Here is a 19,723-nt window from a genome sequence, read left to right as displayed (position 1 = left end):
GTTCGCGACACCCTCAGCCAGTGTCGCGAACCGGCCTAGCATTAATTCTGCCGCGATTTCTTGAGCTGCAAGGGATTTCAATCGCTTGGGAATCGCTCAGGCCACACGCCCGCTCAGCCCGCAGGTTCACGTGGGAATCCCCACACGCCCGATGGCTTCGCTTAGCTTGGCCGCCCATTTGCGCATGACAAGCAGCGGATAAGCCGGAAAACTACCAGTTTTTACGCGGGAAAGGGTGTGTCCAACGTTGGTAGCGGAGGAGGGACTTGAACCCCCGACACGCGGATTATGATTCCGCTGCTCTAACCAGCTGAGCTACTCCGCCCCAATCGGGCCGCCGGCGAACGCTTCGTCGCCGGGCGTGGGCGGGCCTATAGGCAGGCTCGCGGCACCGGTCAACTGGCGTCGCGCAACTTCGCGCGATACAGGCATTTCCGGGAATCGGATGCGAGGGGAAACAGAAGCGTGGACCATTATGACGTTCTGATCGTGGGTGCCGGCCATGGCGGCGCGCAGGCGGCGCTGACGCTGCGGCAGCAGAAGTTCGAAGGCACGATCGCCCTGCTGGGCGACGAACCGGAGCTGCCTTATGAGCGCCCGCCCCTCTCCAAGGATTATTTTTCGGGCGAGAAGACGTTCGAGCGAATCCTGATCCGCCCGGCCGCATTCTGGGAAGAGCGTAACGTCGATCTGCTGCTGGGCCGGCGGGTCGTATCGGTCGATCCGGCGGCGCATAGGGTGACGCTGGCCGACGGCAGCAGCCTTGGCTACGGCAAGCTGATCTGGGCGACGGGCGGCTCGCCGCGCCGGCTGACCTGCACCGGCCATGACGTGAAGGGCGTGCACGCCGTGCGCACCCGCGCCGATGTCGACACGATGATGGGCGAGCTGGCGACCACGAATCGGGTGGTGGTGATCGGCGGCGGCTATATCGGGCTGGAAGCGGCGGCCGTGCTGTCCAAGCTGGGCAAGCAGGTGACGGTGCTGGAGGCGCTGGACCGCGTGCTGGCGCGCGTGGCGGGCGAGCCGCTGTCGCGATTCTACGAGGCGGAGCACCGCGCGCACGGCGTGGACGTGCGGCTGAACGTGGCGGTCGACTGCATCGTCGAGAAGGACGGCCGCGCCGTGGGCGTGCGCCTGGCCGACGGCACCGAGCTGCCGGCCGAGATGGTGATCGTTGGCATCGGCATCATCCCGGCGATCGAGCCGCTGATCGCCGCCGGCGCCGCCGGGGGCAACGGGGTGGACGTGGACGGCCAGTGCCGCACCAGCCTGCCCGACATCTTCGCGATCGGCGATTGCGCCGCGCATGAGAACGGCTTTGCCGGCGGCGCCCGCATCCGGCTGGAATCGGTGCAGAACGCCAACGATCAGGCCACCATCGTCGCCAAGGCGATCATGGGCGGCGACGATGTCTATTCGGCGGTGCCGTGGTTCTGGTCCAACCAATATGACCTGCGCCTGCAGACGGTTGGTCTTTCCATCGGGCACGACCGGATCGTGATGCGCGGCGACCCGGCAGAGCGCAGCTTCTCCATCGTCTATCTGAAGGACGGCAGGGTGATCGCGCTCGACTGCGTCAACGCGACCAAGGATTATGTGCAGGGTCGCGCGCTGGTGGCCAGCGGAATCGCCCCGCCGCTGGACCAGCTCGCCGATGCCGGCGTCCAGCTGAAGACATTGGCGGCCTGAGGCGGGAACCGGCGGGCCTTCCCCTCGTTCCCGTTTCGATTTCGGGGCGGCACCGCCGCGGGCCGCCCCACTGCCGAAAAGCTGGCGGAAGGAGGCTGACATGGAATTGAACGTCCCACTGGAAAGTGTCTGCCGGCTGATAATCCGCGCCCGGGAGCTGGAAGCGCAGGTGCCGGCGATCGAGGCGGACGGGGAGGATGATCCCACCGATACCGACGATCCCATGGCCGTGCTGGAGGACGAGGCCAATGTCGCCATCGAGGATGAGGTGCGGACCTTCCTCGACGACATGGCGGACGACGAGATCGCCGACGTGCTGGCGCTCGCCTGGATCGGGCGCGGCACCTATGACGCCAGCGAATGGGAGGACGCGCAGGAGGAGGCCTTGAACAGCGAGGAAGACCCGGTCGACCTGCTGCTCGATATGCCGCTGCTCGCCGCCTATCTGGAAGCCGGGCTGTCCGCGTTCGATCTCAGTTGCGAGGGGATCGGCCAGATCGATTGAAGGGATGGCGGCCGACCGCGGCCCATCCGCCATCCTCGTAGCGCCACAGGGACAGGCCGGCGATGGCGATCGGGCCGGGCCGGAAGGAACGGGCCATTTCCCTTTGCAGGGCCGCGGCGGCGCTGGCATCCACCTTGTTCTGGATGGTGATGTGCGGGCGCCAGGGCGCGGCATCCGGGGGCGTGAGATAGCGATCGAAGGCGTCGGCCAGCCGGGCGCGGATCGCCTCCAGCCCCGGCGAATCGACGCGGAAGGCGGTGCCGCGCGCCAACTTCATGATCCCGGCGATGCGTGCCGCAGGCGGCGGCGCATGCCGGGTTTCCGCGGCCAGCCGGCGGCCGGCCTCCTCCGCCAGGGACGGCGCAAGGTGATGGAACAGGGTAAGGTGCGCGGGCACCCGGTTGCGATCGGCCGGGTAATGCGCGCGCCGCAGGGCATCGAGGCGGGCGAGATCGGCGGGCCCCAGATCCGCCGTCACTATGATCGGGCCGCGCGGCGGCAAGGCCCCTGCCCCGTCCGCCGCGCCTGCCCGCCTTTGGCTCACCAGCCGCAGGTCTTGCCCTTATTCTGCTGTTCCAGCCACGTCATCAGCGGCTTGAAATAGGCGATCATCGCCGTGCCATCCATCTCGCGGCTGCCGGTGAAGGCTTGCAGCGCGTCCGGCCAGGGCTTCGACATGCCCATCTCCAGCATCTTGTTCAGGTTCGCGCCGACTTCCTTGTTGCCGTAGAAGGAGCAGCGGTGGAGCGGCCCCTTCCAGCCGGCCTGGTCGCACGCGGCCTTGTAGAACTGGAACTGGAGGATGCGCGCCAGGAAATAGCGGGTGTAGGGCGTGCTGGCGGGCACATGATATTTGGCGCCGGGATCGAAGGCGTCGGCCCCACGCTCCACGGGCGGGGTGATGCCCTGATATTGCAGGCGGAGCGCCGTCCACGCCTTGTTGTAATCCTGCGGCGCGATCGACCCGTCGAACACGCCCCAGCGCCATTTATCGACCAGCAGGCCGAAGGGCAGGAAAGCGACCTTGTCCATCGCCTGCCGCAGCAACAGGCCAATATCCTTGTCCGCCGGCGGCACCTTCGCCGGATCGAGCAGCCCGATCCGAACGAGATAGTCGGGCGTGATCGATAGTGCGATCGCATCGCCGATCGCCTCGTGGAAGCCGTCGTTCGCGCCGTTCAGGTAGAGATAGGGCTGCTTGTTATAGGCGCGCTGGTAATAATTATGGCCCAGCTCGTGGTGGATGGTGGTGAAATCGTCGCCATTCACCTTGATGCACATCTTGATCCGCAGATCGTCCTTATTGTCCACGTCCCAGGCGGACGCGTGGCAGATCACCTCGCGATCGGCGGGCTTGGTGAACTGGGAGTGCTGCCAGAAGCTGTCGGGCAGCGGCGCGAAGCCGAGCGAGGAGAAGAAATTCTCGCCGCCCTTCACCATTTTCAGTGCGTCATAGCCCTTGGCCTTCAGCAGATCGGTCGTGTCATAGCCGAGGTCGCCGGCGCCGGCCGGGGCGACGACGTCATAGATGTTGCCCCATTCCTGCGCCCACATGTTGCCGAGCAGATCGGCGCGGATCGGGCCGGTCCTGGGCTGGACGCCATCGCCATATTTCTCGTTCAGCTTGGTGCGGGTGTAGCAGTGGAGCTGATCGTAGAGCGGCTTCACCTGCAGCCAGAGCTTGTCCGTCAGCCTGGCGAACTCATCCGGCGACATATCGTAGTTGGAGCGCCACATGGCGCCGAGATCCTTGTAGCCCAGCTCCTTCGCGCCCTGATTGGCGATTTCCACCATGCGGGCATAATCGGCCTTCATCGGCTTGCCGACATTGTCGTGCCAGCTCGCCCACATTTCCTTGAGCTGGTCCGGGTTGCGGACTGTGCCCATCTTCTCCTCGATATCGGAGCCGTTGATCTCCTTACCGGCCAGCGTGCCGCGGCCCTTGCCGTAGGTGGAGCTCATCCGCGTGGACAGCGCGTTCAATTCGGTCGCGGCCCCCTCGGTCGCGGGCGCGGGCAGGACGATGCCCTGGCGCAGGATATCGAGCTTACGGCGGGTATCGAAGGAAAAGCCCGCGACCTTGTCGTAGCGGGCGGCCTCCTTGGCGAGGCGCACGGAGGCTTCGGTATTCTTGGCGCCGAACAGGGTGTTCAGGGCATCGGTATCGTCGGTGATGTAGGTGGCGTTGACCCAGGCGACCTGCGCGGTCGGGATGGAAAGATCGAACAGCTCCTTTTCGGCCGCCGCCACGAAGCGATCGGCATCGGCGGCGGTGGGCGCGGCATCCTTGGCGGCGAAGGCGGCGGCGGAAACGGCGAGTGCGCCGAGCGCCACGGCCGAAACGGCGGCGCGGAACGGGATTTTCATGGAAAAGGCCCCCAGAGGTCTATTTGCGATTGCGCGCACAATCGCTCCGGCGGCCCCGGCCGGTCAAGCCGCCAGGAAATCCCGGATCGCCTGGCCAAGCTCGGGCTTCACCACCGCGCTCATATGATTGCCGGGGATCGACTGGAAGCGCGCGCCGGGAATGGCATCGGCCAGCGCCTCGCCCGATCCGTTGTCGTCATCCTCCCGCCCGGTGACGACCAGCACGGGACGATCGAAGGCCGCCAGCTCCTCGGGCGTGGTATCGACGAAGGTTTCGAGGATGTTGAGCAGCGCCACCGGATCGCCGCCCGTGGTCTTGAGAAAGGCTTCGGTCATCCATTCGCCCGACCCGCGCGGAAAGCTGCCGAGATTGGTGAGGACCTTGCGGAAATAATCGCCGCGTCCGGCGGTGTGGAGGATGCCATCCAGCCCCATGCCGCACAGGACGACGCGGCGCGGCGCGGCGCCCTTCACCAGCATGCGCACGCTCGTCCGCCCGCCCAGCGAATAGCCGGCGAGATCATAATCGGCGAGGCCGAGATGATCGACCAGCGCCAGCCCGTCATCGGCCAGCACGTCGCGGGGATAGGCGGCGGGATCGTGCGGCTTGGCGCTGTCGCCATGGCCGCGCAGGTCCGGCATGATGACGCGGAAACCGGCGTCCGCGATCAGCGCGGCGTGGCCATAGCGGATCCAGTTGGTGAGGGCGTTGGAGAAATAGCCATGGATCAGCACCAGCGGCCGCCCCTCGCCCGTTTCCTTCCAGGCCAGCTCGGTGCCGTCCCTGCCGTTGAAGCGGCCTTCCTTCACGTCCGTCATGCGATCGATCACCCGGTAAATCCTGATGCCGCGTCCCCTACCCGCTTGAGCGCGATCGATCCACCGTTCCGGCCGATCGGCGGATCAATCCGGCAGCCGGCCGGTCGCGGCAACCCAGCGATCGGTGAGCGGCTGATGCTCGTCCGCGCGCATGCCGGGCAGATGGCTGGTATCCTCCCATGCCGCGAGCTTCGTATCGATCGCGAAATTGGAGGTCGGGCGGAAGAAGCCCGGATCGTCGAACGAACCGACGGTGAGATCGATGTTCGTCCCGTCCAGATAGGTGAAGCCCAGCGGCGTGCCGCATTGCGGGCAGAAAGGCCGCCGGGCGATGGGCGAGGACTGATACCAGTCCGGCTCCCGCGTCGCCCAGCGGACATCGGCCTGCGGGACATTCTTGAACGCGACCGAGACATTGCCCGTCGCCCGCCGGCAATAGGTGCAATGGCAGAGATAGGCTTTGTCGTCGCGGATCACCGCTTCGTAGCGGATGCGGCCGCACTGGCAGCCGCCGGCCATGAGCTTCTCCGTCATGCCGCCCGCCGCCGCAATTCCACCGCCGCCATCGCCAGCGCTCCCAGCATCGCCATCGCCATGTCTTTCTGGGCATCCCAGATGTCGCCCTGCTGGCCATTATAGGCATCGGCGGCACCCCCGGCCATCACGAGCGTGAGGCCCCACTCGAATATCTCATAGACGGCGCTGGCGGCCGCAACGAAGCCCACGCCGAGGCAGGCCGCCGCGAACGGCCCCGCGCCCTGTCGCCGCGCCAGCTCCATCGCGGCGGGGATGCTCGTCACCCCGAAGGCGAGGTGGACGAGGCGGTCATAATGGTTGCGGGTCGTCCCCAGGAGATCGCCGGTCGAGACGCCGAACAGCGCCGACGCCCATGCGTCATAGGGAACGTTGGAATAGGTATAGCGGCCGCCGAGCGTGTGGAGCAGCCAGAAGGCAAAGAGGAAGGCGACGGCGCGGGTCGAGAGCGGCCAGCGCGCCAGAAAGAGCGGCGGCGCTGCGATCACCGCCACGGTGGGCAGGTGATGCAGCGGCGCCACTTCAGGAAAGGGCTGCGCGACATTGGCCAGCAGAACGGCCAGTGCGAGCAGCCCGATCATCCACCGCTGGGCGACCGGCAGGGACCGCCAAGCGGCGCGATAGCCGGTCACTGCGGAGGGCCTCAGCCCTTCTTCAGATGACGGCGGCCGAGCAGCTCCGCGATCTGCACGGCGTTGAGCGCGGCGCCCTTGCGAAGGTTATCGGACACGCACCAGAGGGCCAAGCCGTTCTCCACGGTCGGGTCCTCGCGCACCCGGCTGACGAAGGTGGCGAAATCGCCGACGCATTCGACGGGGGTGACGTAGCCGCCATCCTCGCGCTTATCGACCAGCATCACGCCCGGCGCCTCGCGCAGGATCTTTTGCGCGTCCTCGGCCGAAAGCTCGTCCTCCAGCTCGATATTGATCGATTCGGAATGGCCGACGAACACCGGCACGCGCACGCAGGTGGCCGTGACCTTGATCTTCGGATCGAGGATCTTCTTGGTCTCCACCACCATCTTCCATTCTTCCTTGGTGTAGCCGTCATCCAGGAAGACATCGATGTGCGGGATCACGTTGAAGGCGATCTGCTTGGTGAACTTCTTCGGTTCGGCCGGATCGCCGACGAAGATGTTGCGCGACTGTTCGAACAGCTCGTCCATCCCCGCCTTGCCGGCACCCGACACCGATTGATAGGTGGAGACGACGACGCGCTTGATCTTCGCGGCATCGTGCAGCGGCTTCAGCGCCACCACCATCTGCGCGGTCGAGCAGTTGGGATTGGCGATGATGTTGCGCGCCTTATAACCGTCGATCGCATCCGGGTTCACTTCCGGCACGATCAGCGGCACATCCGGGTCCATGCGGTAGAGCGACGAATTGTCGATCACCACGCAGCCGGCGGCTGCCGCCTTCGGCGCATATTCCTTGGTCGCGGTCGATCCCACGGCGAAGAGCGCGATATCCCAGCCGGTGAAATCGAAATGCTCGAGATTCTTGACCTTGAGCTTCTGGCCCGTCTCGCCGAACTCGATCTCATCCCCCGTGGAGCGGGAGGATGCGACGGCGGCGATCTCTTTAATCGGAAACTCGCGCTCGGCCAGAATGTTGAGCATTTCGCGCCCGACATTCCCGGTGGCTCCGACGACGACTACCCGATAGGCCATTATACTCGCTCCAGTTGGACATGAAGGCCGCACATGCGGCCCGGCGCGGGTTTAGGGGAGCGGGCGCAGATGTCCAGCCCGCAGAGCTTTAGCTGCCAAAAGCGCGCCTTGGCCGGCGGCGGCTGGATCGAGCCGGGCATTTGCTTTAGCCCTTGGCCAGCAGCCGGCCAGCATCGCGGGAGGCGCCCCTTGCGCAATATCGACTTCAGTTCGTGGCAGAGCGTGCTGGCGACGCTCATCGGGCTGGCGCTCGTCACCCTGATCGGCGTCAGCATCCGCCTGGTGGTGATGTTCACCATCCAGCAGCGGCGGGAGCGGATGAACCGCCAGATCAACGAGCGGCTGCGGACCCTGATCGCCGCCTACAAGACGCTGGGCGGCTCCTTCACGGGCAATCTGGCGGTCGATCCGGCGCATCTGCGCGATCTGCGGCGGCGCGCGGAACCGGACGGCGAAGGGGAGACCGTGCCGGCCGCCGGGGCGGAAGGATCGGACAGGGCGCGGCGCATCCGCGACGCGGTGGAGGCGGCGCTTTCCGACATCATCCTGCTGGGCACCGAGGAACAGGTGCGGCTGGCGGAACGCGCCGCGCGCGAGCTGGTCGCGGGGCACCCCGTCCACACCCATGATCTGGTGATCTCGCTCCGCGATTTCATCCGCGAGGCGCTGGACCTCGATCCGATCCCGGCCGGGCTTGCCATCCCGATGCAGGGCCCCACCCGCCCCTCCGGCGCAAGCGGCGGGCGGAAGGGCGAAAGCGGCAGGGGGGAAGGCCGGCAAGGCGGTGGCGGTGGCGGCGGAATGGGCGCCGGCATGGGCATGGGCATGGGGATCGGCGGCGGCGTCGGCCTGGCAAGCGGCGCGAACGCGGACGATCCGCTCGCGCCGGACCAGCAATCCTCCACCCCGTGAAGCCGGGAGGGGCGGCGTGGAAGCCCCCCTCCCCTTATTTGGCGGCCTTCACCGTGCGGTTCAGGAACGCTTCGATCGTCCGCCACAGGTGCAGGCTGGTCGCCTGCCCGGAGATGGAGTGGGTCTTGCCCGGATAGACCATGGTTTCGAACGGTTTGGACGCATCCTGCAGCTTCGCCATCAGCGCGGTCGAATGTTCGAACAGCACATTGTCGTCCGCCATGCCATGCACCAGCAGCAGCGGATCGGCGATGGCGGTGGCATTATCGAGGGCGCTGGCACCGTCATAGGGCGCCTTGTCCTTCGCCGGATTGCCGAGATAGCGTTCCGTATAGGCGGTATCGTAAAGCTCCCACCGGGTGACGGGGGCGACCGAGACGCCGGCGGCGAAGGTGCCGGGGGCCGCTTCCAGCAGCTTCAGCGTCATGTAGCCGCCATAGGACCAGCCCATCACCGCAACCTTGGCAGGATCGACGAAGGGCTGGGCCTTGAGCCATTCCACGCCCTTCAGCTGATCGGCCACCTCCGGCTTGCCCATCTGCAGGTGGATCGGATCCTCGAACGCCTTGCCGCGATCGCCCATGCCGCGATTGTCGAGCATGAACACCACCCAGCCCTGCTGGGCGAGATATTGCATGCGGAGATCGAAGAAATCGCGCTTCACCGTATGCGCATGCGGCCCGCCATAGACGAAGACGAAGGCGGGTGCCTTTTCCCCCGGCTTCAAGCCGGGGGGGACAAGCATCGCATAATCGAGGTCGGTGGCGCCATCGGCCGCCTTGATCGTGCCATAGGCCGGCTTCACCAGATCGCCGACATAAGGGGCGAGCGGGTGGCTGCCCTTGACCGCATTCTCCTCGATCCAGGCAAGCCGCTTGCCGGCGGCATCGGCCAGCCAGACCTGCTTCGGCTGATCGGGCCGGGTGGTGGTGACGATGGCGCGCGCGGCCGCGCCGTCCATCACCGCATCGTTCCAGGTGCCGGCCGCGGTCAGCCGGCGGGGTTCCCCGCCCTGCCGATAGTCGAGCGCGTAGAGATGCTGTTCGAGCGTGCTGTCCGCAAAGCCGGTGAAGAACAGCTGGCCGGCCTTCTCGTCGACGCCGACCAGCTTCTCCACCGCCCATTTGCCGTGGGTAAGCTGGCGGAAGGCGCCGTCCTTCCACAGATAGAGATGGTCATAGCCGTCCCGTTCGGACGACCAGATCAGGCCGCCGTCGCGCAACGCGTGGAGATTGCCGTTCACATTGACCCAGGTTTCCGCCGTCTCGCTGAACAGGACCGTGGAAGCTCCGGTGCGGGCGTCGACGCGCAGCATATCGAGCCTGTCCTGCGCGCGATTGAGGCGCTGGACGAGGATCGCGCTCGCATCCGGCAGCCAGTTGACGCGGGCGATGTAGATATCGGGATCGGTTCCCAGATCGGCCTTCACCCGGCCCGAACCGTCCGGCTTCATAAGCCACAGCTCCACGGCCGCATTGGGGGTGCCGGCGCGGGGATAGCGCTGCTGGAAAAGGGTCGTGCCTTCCGCGCCGATCGCCGCGCGGGACGAGACCTCGACCTTGCTTTCATCGACGCGGGCGACCGCGATCAGGCTGTCGTCCGGCGCCCACCAATGGCCGCGGCGGCGATCCAGCTCCTCATTGGCGACGAATTCGGCGACGCCCCAGCTCGTCGTGCCGCCGCCATCCGTGGTCAGGGCGCGATCGCCGCGGCTGGCGATATCGATGACGTGAAGATTGCCTTCGCGGACATAGGAGACGAAGCGCCCCTTGTCGCTGACCGTGGCGTCCAGCTCCGTTTCCGGGCTGTCGGTCAACCGCTGCACGCCGCCGGCGAGGTCTGCGAGGTAGAGATCGCCATCGAGCGGAACCAGGATATGCTGGCCGTCCGGCGCCCAATCATAGGCTACGATGCCCTTGCTGCCGCCGATGCGCAGCCGTTCGCGCTGCATCTTCTCGGCCTCCGACAGCGCGGCGCCCGTGCCGACCTTTCGGGAATCGACCAGCATGCGCGCCTTGCCGGTGCGCGTGTCGATCGCCCAGAGATCGAAGCGCTCGGCATCGTCCGGCCGGTTGCGCAGCAGGGTGGCGAGGCGGCCGTCGGGCGAAAGCTTCAGCAGGCGCGGCGTCGGTCCGGCGATGGCCGGGCTGGCGAACAGCCGCTCGAGCGTGATCTTCTCGGCAAAGGCGGTGGAGGGGACGAGGGCTGCGGCCGCGATCAGGGCGGCGGGGGCGAGAATGCGGAGCATCGCCGGCTTATCGGGATGAAGCGCCGGGGAGGCAAGAGGGAGGATGCCCCCCCAAGAAAAAGGGCACGGATGGCATGCCACCCGCGCCCGATTTTTCGAAGATGCGCTGAAGCGATCAGGCTTCGGCGGCAACCCGCGTGTCGCGGCGCTCGGCGATGCGAGCGGCCTTGCCGGTGCGGCCACGCAGATAATAGAGCTTCGCGCGACGGACGACGCCGCGACGAACGACCTCGATCGATTCCACATTCGGCGAATAGAGCGGGAACACGCGCTCGACGCCTTCGCCGAAGGAAATCTTCCGCACGGTGAAGGACGAACCCATGCCCTTGTTCGAGCGCGCGATGCACACGCCCTCATAATTCTGAACGCGGGTGCGCTCGCCTTCGACGACCTTCACGCCGACGCGCAGCGTGTCGCCCGGACGGAATTCGGGAATCTTCTTGGTTTCGGTGATCTTGGCGATCTGCTCGGCTTCGAGCGTCTGGATGAGGTTCATGGCTCACCGCTCCTTCTTCTGTTGCCGCGCGCCAGAGGGAGACTGGACCCGAGCACCCTCGTGGCGCTCCCAAAGATCCGGCCTCCTTAGCCTTGTATCCGTCTCGGCCATGGCGATGCGCCACGCCTCGATCTTCGCATGATCCCCAGATCGCAGCACTTCGGGGATCGTGCGCCCTTCCCACTCGGCAGGTCGGGTATAATGCGGATATTCGAGGAGGCCGCTTTCGAAGCTTTCCTCGTCCCCGCTTGAAGCGGCGCCCATTACGCCGGGAAGCAGCCGAATGCAAGCATCCAGCAGCACCAAAGCGGCCATCTCGCCGCCCGAAAGGATATAGTCGCCGATCGACACAGGCTCGATAGGCCGGGCTTCGAACAGGCGCTCATCGATCCCCTCGAAACGGCCGCAGAGGATGATTGCGCCGGGGCCGGCCGCCAGGTCGCGCACGCGCGCCTGGGTGAGGGGGCGGCCGCGCGGCGTCATCGCCAGCACCGGCACGCCGGGCTGACGATCCACGGCATGATCCACCGCCCGGGCCAGCACATCGGCACGCATCACCATGCCCGCGCCGCCGCCCGCCGGCGTATCGTCGACCGAGCGATGCCTGTCCGTCGCGAAATCGCGGATCTGCACGGGATCGCAGACCCACTTGCCCTCGCCCAGCGCGCGGCCGGCCAGCGAAAGCCCCAGCGGACCGGGAAACATCTCCGGGTAAAGGGTGAGGATCGTGGCGGCGAAAGTCATGGCAATGTCCAGTTCTCGACCGTCAATCCCGGGACATCCGAGAAGTCACCTTCATTGTTGGTGATGATAGTCGCCCCGATGCTCAGCGCATGCGCTGCCAGCAGCCTATCGAAGCGGGCGCGCCTAAACGGCAGTTGGGCATAGGCCCGGGCGGCCGCCTCATCGAAAGGAAGTAGAGGAATGGCTTGGATGAAAGCAGCCAGCACATCTCGCGGCGGCGGCTTGCCATTGCTTGAACCAAGGGCGACCTCTGCAAAACTGATCGCGGAAATGCCCACCTCGCCTGGCTCGCATTGGGAGAGGCGCCGGCCAAGCCCCTCATATCGCGCCGTCATGGCGTAGACGGCACAATCGGAATCGATCAGGAATCGGATCACGCTTTGTCGCGAGCCTCTTTTTCGCGACGCGCGATCGTGCTCGGCCGCTCCTCGAAATCCTCGCGCAGCGGAGCTTCCAGCCAAGGCGCTTTCCCCCAGAAGCCGCTGATGTCGAGATTCTTCTTCGGCGGCTCGACAGGCTCGAAGGTGAATTTCGCCTGCTCCTCGCGCACGATCATCTCCTGCCCTTCCTTGAGGCCGAGCGCCTTCGGCAAGCGCAGTGCCAGCGAATTGCCGGACTTGAATATCTTGGCGCGATATTCCTCGCCCATCACGATCTCCGTATATACAAAATGTATATACGCTTGTTGCCACGGCCTCGCAACCTGCGGGGCGCACACCTACTCCACGAAGGCGGGATCGATCAGCAGGCGATCGGGCTCCACCGTGACGGCGGCGGCGACGGGCACCATGAAGCGCTTGCCGCCGGGCCGCTCGATCTCGACGATGTCGCCGGCGCCGAAATTCTCGACCGCCACCGCCGTGCCCAGATCGACGCCATCGGCGACGCAGGGCAGGCCGATCAGGTCGACATGATAATATTCGCCCTCCCCCAGCGGCGGCAGCGCCGATCGGGGAACGGTGAGCGCCACGCCCCGCAACGCCTCCGCCTGATCGCGATCGGCGATCTCGGCGAAGCGCGCCACGGCGCCGTTGGAGCCGGGCCGCACGCTTTTCAGCGTGAAGGCGCGGTCTCCGGCGTGAAGCGTGGTGTAAGGTGCAAGATCATCGGTGAAGAGCTTGAGACGCACTTCGCCCTTTATGCCGTGCGCGCCGATGATGGCCGCCAGCGTCACGGGGCGATCGTGCATCCCATCCATTCCCTTCACCAGGATGAGGCGCGCGGCGTGCGGCCCCGCGCCTCATGCCGCAATCAGCCCTCGGCGGCTTCCACAGCCGGAGCTTCCTCGGCCGGAGCTTCGGCGGTGGGCGCTTCCTCGGCCGGGGCGTTGGCGGCTTCCTCGGCAGCGGCGAGCTTGGCCGCACGCTCCTCGGCGCGCTCCTTGGCCTTCTCGCCCGGCTCGGCCTTCTTCGGGTTGTTGCGGGCCGCACGCTCCTTCACGCCGGCGGCGTCGAGGAAGCGGGCGACGCGGTCGGTCGGCTGCGCGCCGACGGCCAGCCAATGCTTCGCGCGCTCGACATTCACGGTCACGCGGGCGGGATCGTCCTTCGAGAGGAGCGGGTTGTAGGTGCCGATCTTCTCGATGAAGGCGCCGTCACGCGGAGCGCGCGAGTTGGCGACGACGATGCGGTAGTAAGGACGCTTCTTGGCGCCGCCACGAGCGAGACGGATGGAAACGGACATGGTGACTTCCTTCTGTTGAACTGGATTGGATTGAACGGTTTGGGAATGCTTATTTCTTGCCGAATTTGTCGAAGCCGGGCGGGAGCGCCCCGCCGAGGCCGGGCAGGCCGCCGGGCGGAAGCTGCGGCATACCGCCGCCGCCGCCCATCAATCCGCCGAGGCCGCCGCCCAGCCCCCCCTTGCCAAGGAGGGCGCCCAGACCCTTGAGGCCGCCCATCTTGCGGATCTTCTTCATCGCGGTGGACATTTCCTGATGCATCTTCAGGAGCTTGTTCACTTCCTGCACGGTGGTGCCGCTGCCCTTGGCGATGCGGATCTTGCGCTTGGCGTTGATGATTTCCGGCTTGGTGCGCTCCTTGGGCGTCATCGACGAGATCATCGCATCCATGCGGACGAGGATCTTGTCGTCGACGGCGCCGGAGGACATCGCCTGCTTCACCTGCTTGACGCCCGGCAACATGCCGGCGAGCGCGCCGAGGCCGCCCATGCGCTTCATCTGGTTGAGCTGGGCGCGCAGGTCGTTCATGTCGAACAGGCCCTTGGCCATCTTGGCGGCGAGCGCCTCGGCCTCCTCGACCTTGATCGTCTCCGCCGCCTTTTCGACGAGGCTGACGACATCGCCCATGCCGAGGATGCGGCCGGCGACACGCGCGGGCTGGAACGGCTCCAGCCCGTCGAGCTTCTCGCCGGTGCCGGCGAACTTGATCGGCTTGCCGGTGACGGCGCGCATCGACAGCGCGGCGCCGCCACGGGCATCGCCGTCCATCCGGGTGAGCACCACGCCGGTGAGCTGCACCTGTTCCGAGAAGCTCTTGGCGACGTTGACGGCGTCCTGGCCGGTCAGCGAGTCGACGACGAGCAGGATTTCATGCGGGGCCGAAACCTCGGCGACCGCCTTCATCTCCTCCATCAGCGCCTGATCGACGTGGAGGCGGCCGGCGGTGTCGAGCATCACCACGTCGAAGCCCTGGAGCTTCGCGGCCTGGAGCGCCCGCTTCGCGATATCGACCGGCTGCTGGCCGGCGACGATCGGCAAGGTGGCGACGGACGCCTGGGCGCCGAGCGTGGCGAGCTGTTCCTGGGCGGCCGGGCGATTGACGTCCAGCGATGCCATGAGCACCTTCTTGCGGCCCTTTTCGGTGAGCCGCTTGGCGATCTTGGCCGTCGTGGTCGTCTTGCCCGAGCCTTGCAGGCCGACCATCATGACGACGGCAGGTGGCGTGACATCGATATCGAGGTCCGATGCCTCGGCACCCAGCATCTCGACCAGCGCATCGTTGACGATCTTCACGACCTGCTGGCCCGGCGTCACCGATTTCAGGACCTGCTGGCCGACGGCCTTCTCGGTCGCCTTGTCGACGAACTCGCGGACGACCGGGAGCGCCACGTCCGCCTCGAGCAGGGCGATGCGGACCTCGCGCATGGCCGCGCGGACATCCGCCTCGTTCAGCGCGCCACGGCCGCGCAGACGGTCGAAAACGCCGCCAAGCCGTTCGCTCAGACTTTCGAACATCGCCACACTCCGGCCGTTAAACCCTTCCATCCCGCTCCAAACGCAAATACGCCGGCGGGCGAAACCTCGCCGGCCAGCGTGCACCCTCGGGCGCTTCAACGTCGCGTTCGATGCGGAACGAACCGGGGCCGCCTAGCCGATCGCGGGCGCGAACGCAAGGCAGGCGAGCTGCCGTTACGGCAATTGCGCGGTTCCATCCCCTTTTTCTTGCGGGTTTAACAGAATTTGCACCCCTTGGGGCCGATGGAGAGCCATCACACCCAATGGGAGCGGTCCTTGGCCTGGCGCATCTGGCGGCGCAACGCGCGAAAATTGACGGGGCTGACCAGCGCCCGCCGCGATATGGTGACGGGCGGGATCACGGTCGCGGCGATCCTGCTGTTCGCCTGGACGGGCGGGACGATGATGGGCCGCTTCTTCGGCAGGCTGATGGGCGACGTGGCGGTCAGCGACGGCGATCGGCTGCTCACCACCGCCGTCATCCTCAACATCGCCCTGCTGCTGTTCGGCTGGCGGCGTTATCGCGACCTGCAGCATGAAGTGTCCGAACGCGCCGTGGCGGAGGAACGCGCCCATTCGCTGGCGGCAAGCGATCCGCTGACCGGCCTGCTCAACCGCCGGTCGCTCGGGGACGGCGGCGCCGCGCTGCTGGCAAGGGCCGGCCGCAACCGCGCCATGGCGGTGATGATGATCGACCTAGACCATTTCAAGACGGTGAACGACCTGCACGGCCACGGCGTCGGCGACAAGCTGCTGAAGGCCTGCGCCGCCGCGATCGAGGGCGCCCTGCCCCCCGGCGCGCTGGTCGCCCGGCTGGGCGGCGACGAATTCGCCTGCGCGGTCCTGACCGAGGCCGGCAGCACCGCCCATATCGACGCCATGGCCGACGGCATCGCCGCCCGCTTATCCTCCCCCTTCGATCTCGACGGCGCGCGCGCGCATGTGACTGCCTCGATCGGCATCGCCCGGTCGGAACGGGAATGCGGCGAGATGGAAGCGCTGATGCGCCGCGCCGACATCGCCATGTATGCGGCGAAGCGCGGCGGCCGCAATCGCGTGGCCTGGTTCGATACGTCGATGGAGCGCGAGCTGCAGCTACGCAACGCCATCGAGGCGGGCCTGCGCGACGGCATCCCCAAGGGCGAGTTCGTGCCCTATTACGAACAGCAGATCGATCTTTCGACCGGCAGCATACAGGGCTTCGAGGTGCTCGCCCGCTGGGACCATCCGGTGCAGGGCGTGATCGGCCCGGACATCTTCATCCCGATCGCCGAGGAATGCGGGCTGATCGGCGATCTTTCCACATCGGTGATGCGGCAGGCGTTCGAAGAAGCAAAGGGCTGGGACCCGGCGCTGACGCTTTCGGTGAACATCTCGCCCAGCCAGCTCAAGGACCCATGGCTGGCGCAGAAGATCGTCAAGCTCCTCGTCGAGACCGGTTTTCCCGCCAGCCGGCTGGAGATCGAGATCACCGAGACATCGCTGTTCGACAACCTCGGGCTTGCCCAATCGATCATCGGCAGCCTGAAGAATCAGGGCATCCGGCTGGCGCTCGACGATTTCGGCACCGGATATTCCTCCCTCGCGCATCTGCGGGCGCTGCCCTTCGACCGGATCAAGATCGACAAGAGCTTCGTGCTGTCGATGACCGACAACCCCGAAAGCGCCGCGATCGTCACCGCCATCACCCGGCTGGGCGAAAGCCTGAGCCTGCCGATCACCGCCGAGGGGATCGAGGATGCGGGCATCATCGAGCAGCTGAAGGCGATCGGCTGCCACAAGGGCCAGGGTTGGCATTATGGCAAGCCGATGACCGTCAACCAGGTCCGCCGGCTGCTGGCGGAACATGGCATGCTGTTGCCCGGACGCGGCCCGGCGGCCGGCCCCGGTGTGGCCGATTATGAAGGGCCGCGCATCTTCGGCTGAGGAAGGTCCGCTGCGGCGGCAGGCCAGCATGCCGGGTCCACTTCCGGCAAAGCGGCGAGCGCCGGTTCCGAAAGGGCCGTTCGGAAGCCGCCTCCCTCGGGCGTGACGGCATCCCAGCCAAGGGCGCGAAAGCTCTCCCCGATGCCGGCGACGCCGCCTATGCGGACAAGCAGATAGGCGATCCTGCCGCTCGCGACCTCCGCCGTCGCGCCCGCGACGGAGCCGAGATGGGCACCGTCCAGCCCCTTCAACGGCTGCCCTTCCATGGCGGTTATCGCGAACAGATCCGGCACGGCAGCGGCGCGGCTGTGCCTCCGCGCCGCCCTGGCGCCATCGTCGAGCCGGGCTTCGCGCCCCAGCCAGCGCCAGATGCCGATCAGGTTGACGCCCGAAAGGAAGATATTGGCCGCCAGCAGGTTCCGCTGGCCGGTGGAGATCGCCACCACCGTCCATGCCACCGACCCGATCGTGAAGACCACGAACCCCCAGCCCGTGATCCGCGAGCCGAGATTCGCAGCCGTCATCATCGCCGCGACCATCGTCGCGGCCGGGGCGATCCAGCCGGCGATATCCTCCATCCGCGTCCCGCCTTTCAGGTGGAGACTAAATCTCCACCTGGCTGCCGAGTTCCACCACGCGGTTGGTGGGCAGCTTGAAGAATTCCATCGCGCTTTCGGCGTTGCGCAGCATCCAGGCGAACAGCTTTTCCCGCCAGATCGCCATGCCGGGGTGGGACGAGGGCAGCAGCGTCTGCCGGGCGAGGAAGAAGCTGGTGTCCATCATCTTGAACTTCGGCCCGCAACCCGTGACGCTGGCCAGCCCCTGCGGCACATCCGGTTCCTCCATGAAGCCGAAGCGCAGGACGACGCGGTAGAAGCCCTGATCGAGATCCTCCATCGCGACCCGGTTGTCGGAATCGACGAAGGGCATGTCCTCGATCTTCACGGTGAGCAGGATCACGCGGTCGTGCAGCACCTTGTTGTGCTTCAGATTGTGGAGCAGCGCGTGGGGCACGCCTTCGGGCGTGGAGGTCATGAACACGGCGGTGCCGGGAACCCGGGTGGCGGAGCTGACCGCCGACTTCACGAACACCTTCACCGGCATCGCGGCTTCGCGCATCCGCTCGATCATCAGATAGCGGCCCCGCGCCCAAGTGGTGAGCAGCGTGAAGGCCACGAAGCCGACGAACAGCGGGAACCAGCCGCCATCGGGCACCTTGGTGAGGTTCGCCGTGAAATAGGCGATATCCACCAGGAAGAAGATCGCGACGAGGAAGCCCGCCCACAGCTTGTTCCAGTGCCACAGGCTGAACAGCACGACCGCGAGCAGGAAGGTATCGACCAGCATCGCGCCGGTGACGGCGATGCCGTAGGCGGCGGCGAGGTTCGACGAGGTCTGGAAGCTCAGCACGAGCAGGATCACCATCACCATCAGCGACCAGTTGATCACCGGGATATAGATCTGGCCGACCGTGCTGGCGCTGGTGTGGGTGATGCGCAGGCGCGGGATGAAGCCGAGCTGGATCGCCTGATGGGTGACGGAGAAGGCGCCGGTGATGACCGCCTGGCTGGCGATCACGGTGGCGGCCATCGCCAGCAGCACCAGCGGCAGGCGGAACTCGTCGGGCGCCAGCAGGAAGAAGGGGTTGTGGATCGCCTCCGCCGCGGTGGCGGCGTCCATCGCCAGGATCATCGCCCCCTGCCCCAGATAGTTGAGCATCAGGGCGGGCAGCACGAAGGCCATCCATGACACGCGGATGGGGTTGCGGCCGAAATGGCCCATGTCGGCATAGAGCGCCTCGGCCCCGGTGACGGCCAGCACGACGCTGCCGAGCGCGAGGAAGGCCGTCCAGCCGTCCGTCCAGAAGAAACGGATGGCGTATAGCGGGTTGAGCGCGCGCAGGATGGTGGGATCGGCGGCGATATGGATGAGGCCGAGCGTCGCCAGCGCCAGGAAATATATCACCATGATCGGCCCGAACAGCATGCCGACCCGGGCGGTGCCGTGCGACTGGATCATGAACAGCACGATCAGGATACCCACCGAGATCGGCAGGACGAGCGGCTGGAACCCGCTTTCGACGACGGTAAGGCCTTCGACCGCCGACATCACCGACATGGCGGGCGTTATCATGCAATCGCCGAAGAACAGGGCGGTGGCGAACACGCCCAGCAGGATGATGCCGTTGGACCAGCGCTTGTTCTGGGCGCGGCGGTTGATCAGCGCCAGCAAGGCCAGGCTGCCGCCTTCCCCCTTATTGTCGGCCCGCATGATGATGGAGACATATTTGATCGTCACCACCAGCATCATCGACCAGAAGATCAGGCTGAGGACGCCGAGGATATGCAGCTCGTCCGGCGTGAGCGGATGATGGCCCGCGAAGGTTTCGCGGAAAGCGTAGAGCGGGCTGGTGCCGATATCGCCGAAGACGACGCCGATGGCGCCCAGCGAAAGTTTCAGCAGGCCGGCGCCCTCGGGCGCGTGGCCGTGACCGGCATGATGCTCGATCGATTCACTGCTCATCGAAGAATGGACCCTGTTCTGTCCACGGAACGGCGTCCACCCCTATTGCCCCAGCAGGCGGCGACCGGCGCGGCCCCTAGCATGGGGCCATG

20 protein-coding genes and 1 tRNA gene are annotated in these 19,723 nt (G+C 66.4%); 4 read left to right on the top strand and 17 right to left on the bottom strand.

What is annotated here, in order from left to right; genetic code table 11:
* Positions 1-248 precede the first annotated feature (248 nt).
* Positions 249-325: transfer RNA gene (locus G432_RS00970), tRNA-Met, on the bottom strand.
* Positions 326-465: 140 nt separating this feature from the next.
* Here G432_RS00970 and G432_RS00965 point away from each other — a divergent pair.
* Positions 466-1,692 carry an NAD(P)/FAD-dependent oxidoreductase gene (locus tag G432_RS00965; protein ID WP_015456934.1) on the top strand — a complete coding sequence of 409 codons (1,227 nt, stop codon included), beginning with the start codon at positions 466-468 and terminating at the stop codon, positions 1,690-1,692.
* A gap of 100 nt (positions 1,693-1,792) precedes the next feature.
* A complete protein-coding gene (locus G432_RS00960; RefSeq protein ID WP_015456933.1) occupies positions 1,793-2,197 on the top strand; it encodes a DUF3775 domain-containing protein in 405 nt (134 codons plus the stop codon).
* Here the strand turns inward: G432_RS00960 and G432_RS00955 are convergent.
* The 6 genes from G432_RS00955 to G432_RS00930 all read right to left on the bottom strand — a co-directional run bounded on the left by G432_RS00955 (position 2,166) and on the right by G432_RS00930 (position 7,586).
* Positions 2,166-2,741, bottom strand: a complete 576-nt coding sequence (locus G432_RS00955; protein ID WP_015456932.1) for a 2'-5' RNA ligase family protein — start codon at positions 2,739-2,741, stop codon at positions 2,166-2,168. The two genes, G432_RS00960 and G432_RS00955, sit on opposite strands and share 32 nt — an antisense overlap.
* Positions 2,738-4,564, bottom strand: a complete 1,827-nt coding sequence (locus tag G432_RS00950) for a M2 family metallopeptidase (protein WP_015456931.1) — start codon at positions 4,562-4,564, stop codon at positions 2,738-2,740. The genes G432_RS00955 and G432_RS00950 overlap by 4 nt, the downstream gene beginning before the upstream one ends.
* Before the next feature lie 63 nt (positions 4,565-4,627).
* Positions 4,628-5,383, bottom strand: a complete 756-nt coding sequence (locus G432_RS00945; protein ID WP_041865038.1) for an alpha/beta fold hydrolase — start codon at positions 5,381-5,383, stop codon at positions 4,628-4,630.
* An 84-nt stretch (positions 5,384-5,467) separates the two neighbouring features.
* Positions 5,468-5,917 (bottom strand): GFA family protein, encoded by a 450-nt coding sequence (locus G432_RS00940; RefSeq protein ID WP_015456929.1) that lies wholly within the window; start codon positions 5,915-5,917, stop codon positions 5,468-5,470.
* A complete protein-coding gene (locus tag G432_RS00935) occupies positions 5,914-6,549 on the bottom strand; it encodes a DUF2238 domain-containing protein (RefSeq protein WP_015456928.1) in 636 nt (211 codons plus the stop codon). Before G432_RS00935 ends, G432_RS00940 begins: the two co-directional genes overlap by 4 nt.
* 11 nt (positions 6,550-6,560) lie before the next feature.
* Positions 6,561-7,586 (bottom strand): aspartate-semialdehyde dehydrogenase, encoded by a 1,026-nt coding sequence (locus G432_RS00930; protein WP_015456927.1) that lies wholly within the window; start codon positions 7,584-7,586, stop codon positions 6,561-6,563.
* 189 nt (positions 7,587-7,775) lie between these two features.
* Here G432_RS00930 and G432_RS00925 point away from each other — a divergent pair, with 189 nt between their 5' ends.
* Positions 7,776-8,498, top strand: a complete 723-nt coding sequence (locus tag G432_RS00925) for a hypothetical protein (RefSeq protein WP_015456926.1) — start codon at positions 7,776-7,778, stop codon at positions 8,496-8,498.
* Positions 8,499-8,532: 34 nt separating this feature from the next.
* On the opposite strand, the gene G432_RS00920 is transcribed toward G432_RS00925, so the two are convergent.
* The 8 genes from G432_RS00920 to ffh form a co-directional block, all read right to left on the bottom strand.
* Positions 8,533-10,746 (bottom strand): S9 family peptidase, encoded by a 2,214-nt coding sequence (locus G432_RS00920; RefSeq protein WP_041864744.1) that lies wholly within the window; start codon positions 10,744-10,746, stop codon positions 8,533-8,535.
* A gap of 115 nt (positions 10,747-10,861) precedes the next feature.
* Positions 10,862-11,242 carry a 50S ribosomal protein L19 gene (gene rplS, locus G432_RS00915; protein ID WP_015456924.1) on the bottom strand — a complete coding sequence of 127 codons (381 nt, stop codon included), beginning with the start codon at positions 11,240-11,242 and terminating at the stop codon, positions 10,862-10,864.
* A gap of 3 nt (positions 11,243-11,245) precedes the next feature.
* The gene (gene trmD, locus G432_RS00910; protein ID WP_015456923.1) at positions 11,246-11,986 is read right to left on the bottom strand and encodes a tRNA (guanosine(37)-N1)-methyltransferase TrmD; all 741 of its coding nucleotides are present in this window, start codon (positions 11,984-11,986) and stop codon (positions 11,246-11,248) included.
* Complete coding sequence (locus G432_RS00905; protein WP_015456922.1) at positions 11,983-12,363, bottom strand: type II toxin-antitoxin system VapC family toxin; 381 nt, start codon at positions 12,361-12,363, stop codon at positions 11,983-11,985. The genes trmD and G432_RS00905 overlap by 4 nt, the downstream gene beginning before the upstream one ends.
* On the bottom strand, positions 12,360-12,635 hold the full coding sequence (locus G432_RS00900) for an AbrB/MazE/SpoVT family DNA-binding domain-containing protein (protein WP_015456921.1): 276 nt from the start codon (positions 12,633-12,635) through the stop codon (positions 12,360-12,362). The genes G432_RS00905 and G432_RS00900 overlap by 4 nt, the downstream gene beginning before the upstream one ends.
* A 69-nt stretch (positions 12,636-12,704) precedes the next feature.
* Positions 12,705-13,175, bottom strand: a complete 471-nt coding sequence (gene rimM, locus G432_RS00895; protein ID WP_015456920.1) for a ribosome maturation factor RimM — start codon at positions 13,173-13,175, stop codon at positions 12,705-12,707.
* A 62-nt stretch (positions 13,176-13,237) separates the two neighbouring features.
* A complete protein-coding gene (rpsP, locus tag G432_RS00890; protein ID WP_015456919.1) occupies positions 13,238-13,669 on the bottom strand; it encodes a 30S ribosomal protein S16 in 432 nt (143 codons plus the stop codon).
* 49 nt (positions 13,670-13,718) lie between these two features.
* Positions 13,719-15,182, bottom strand: a complete 1,464-nt coding sequence (gene ffh / locus G432_RS00885) for a signal recognition particle protein (protein ID WP_187294021.1) — start codon at positions 15,180-15,182, stop codon at positions 13,719-13,721.
* A gap of 243 nt (positions 15,183-15,425) precedes the next feature.
* Between ffh and G432_RS00880 the strand changes: the two genes are divergently transcribed.
* Positions 15,426-17,108, top strand: coding sequence for a putative bifunctional diguanylate cyclase/phosphodiesterase (locus G432_RS00880; RefSeq protein WP_015456917.1), 1,683 nt, complete (start codon positions 15,426-15,428; stop codon positions 17,106-17,108).
* Here the strand turns inward: G432_RS00880 and G432_RS00875 are convergent.
* On the bottom strand, positions 17,081-17,686 hold the full coding sequence (locus G432_RS00875) for a hypothetical protein (protein WP_015456916.1): 606 nt from the start codon (positions 17,684-17,686) through the stop codon (positions 17,081-17,083). The two genes, G432_RS00880 and G432_RS00875, sit on opposite strands and share 28 nt — an antisense overlap.
* A 25-nt stretch (positions 17,687-17,711) precedes the next feature.
* On the bottom strand, positions 17,712-19,631 hold the full coding sequence (locus G432_RS00870) for a potassium transporter Kup (protein WP_015456915.1): 1,920 nt from the start codon (positions 19,629-19,631) through the stop codon (positions 17,712-17,714).
* Positions 19,632-19,723: the final 92 nt, after the last annotated feature.

Source organism: Sphingomonas sp. MM-1 (assembly GCF_000347675.2).
Lineage (GTDB): Bacteria > Pseudomonadota > Alphaproteobacteria > Sphingomonadales > Sphingomonadaceae > Sphingomonas_E > Sphingomonas_E fennica.
This window is presented reverse-complemented; position numbering and strand designations above follow the sequence as displayed.

Coding starts and splice junctions, on each gene's coding strand:
- G432_RS00960 (WP_015456933.1), top strand. CDS start 1,793: ATGGAATTGAACGTCCCACTGGAAAGTGTCTGCCGGCTGATAATCCGC.
- G432_RS00950 (WP_015456931.1), bottom strand. CDS start 4,564: ATGAAAATCCCGTTCCGCGCCGCCGTTTCGGCCGTGGCGCTCGGCGCA.
- G432_RS00945 (WP_041865038.1), bottom strand. CDS start 5,383: ATGACGGACGTGAAGGAAGGCCGCTTCAACGGCAGGGACGGCACCGAG.
- G432_RS00940 (WP_015456929.1), bottom strand. CDS start 5,917: ATGACGGAGAAGCTCATGGCCGGCGGCTGCCAGTGCGGCCGCATCCGC.
- G432_RS00930 (WP_015456927.1), bottom strand. CDS start 7,586: ATGGCCTATCGGGTAGTCGTCGTCGGAGCCACCGGGAATGTCGGGCGC.
- G432_RS00920 (WP_041864744.1), bottom strand. CDS start 10,746: ATGCTCCGCATTCTCGCCCCCGCCGCCCTGATCGCGGCCGCAGCCCTC.
- rplS (WP_015456924.1), bottom strand. CDS start 11,242: ATGAACCTCATCCAGACGCTCGAAGCCGAGCAGATCGCCAAGATCACC.
- trmD (WP_015456923.1), bottom strand. CDS start 11,986: ATGACTTTCGCCGCCACGATCCTCACCCTTTACCCGGAGATGTTTCCC.
- G432_RS00900 (WP_015456921.1), bottom strand. CDS start 12,635: ATGGGCGAGGAATATCGCGCCAAGATATTCAAGTCCGGCAATTCGCTG.
- rimM (WP_015456920.1), bottom strand. CDS start 13,175: ATGCACGATCGCCCCGTGACGCTGGCGGCCATCATCGGCGCGCACGGC.
- rpsP (WP_015456919.1), bottom strand. CDS start 13,669: ATGTCCGTTTCCATCCGTCTCGCTCGTGGCGGCGCCAAGAAGCGTCCT.
- ffh (WP_187294021.1), bottom strand. CDS start 15,182: ATGTTCGAAAGTCTGAGCGAACGGCTTGGCGGCGTTTTCGACCGTCTG.
- G432_RS00880 (WP_015456917.1), top strand. CDS start 15,426: ATGGAGAGCCATCACACCCAATGGGAGCGGTCCTTGGCCTGGCGCATC.
- G432_RS00875 (WP_015456916.1), bottom strand. CDS start 17,686: ATGGAGGATATCGCCGGCTGGATCGCCCCGGCCGCGACGATGGTCGCG.
- G432_RS00870 (WP_015456915.1), bottom strand. CDS start 19,631: ATGAGCAGTGAATCGATCGAGCATCATGCCGGTCACGGCCACGCGCCC.